Here is a 261-nt window from a genome sequence, read left to right as displayed (position 1 = left end):
AGCACCCGCAAGATCGCCCAGAAGGTGATCGAGGAGGCCGGAGAGGTCGCGCTCGAGACCGTCAAGCACAACACGCAGGCGATCGTCAGCGAAAGCGCCGACCTGCTCTACCACCTCGTCGCATTGTGGCATCGCGCCGGCATCGAACCCGGCTCGGTCTGGATCGAGATGCGCCGCCGCGCCGACGAACTCGGGATTGCCGAGAAGCCGCCGAAATCCCGTCACCGGGATTCAGACCCGTCCATGCCAGCACCGAAGCGG

General features: G+C 65.9%; 1 protein-coding gene. It reads left to right on the top strand.

Annotation, left to right across the window (positions count from 1 at the left end; genetic code table 11):
- On the top strand, positions 1 to 261 hold a 261-nt coding region (gene hisE, locus Ga0466249_RS26155; RefSeq protein WP_215832412.1), incomplete at both ends, for a phosphoribosyl-ATP diphosphatase.

The organism is Pelorhabdus rhamnosifermentans, from assembly GCF_018835585.1.
In the GTDB taxonomy this organism is placed as follows: domain Bacteria; phylum Bacillota; class Negativicutes; order UMGS1260; family UMGS1260; genus Pelorhabdus; species Pelorhabdus rhamnosifermentans.
Note: the sequence above shows the minus strand (reverse complement) of the source record. Positions and strands in the feature narration are given on the sequence as shown.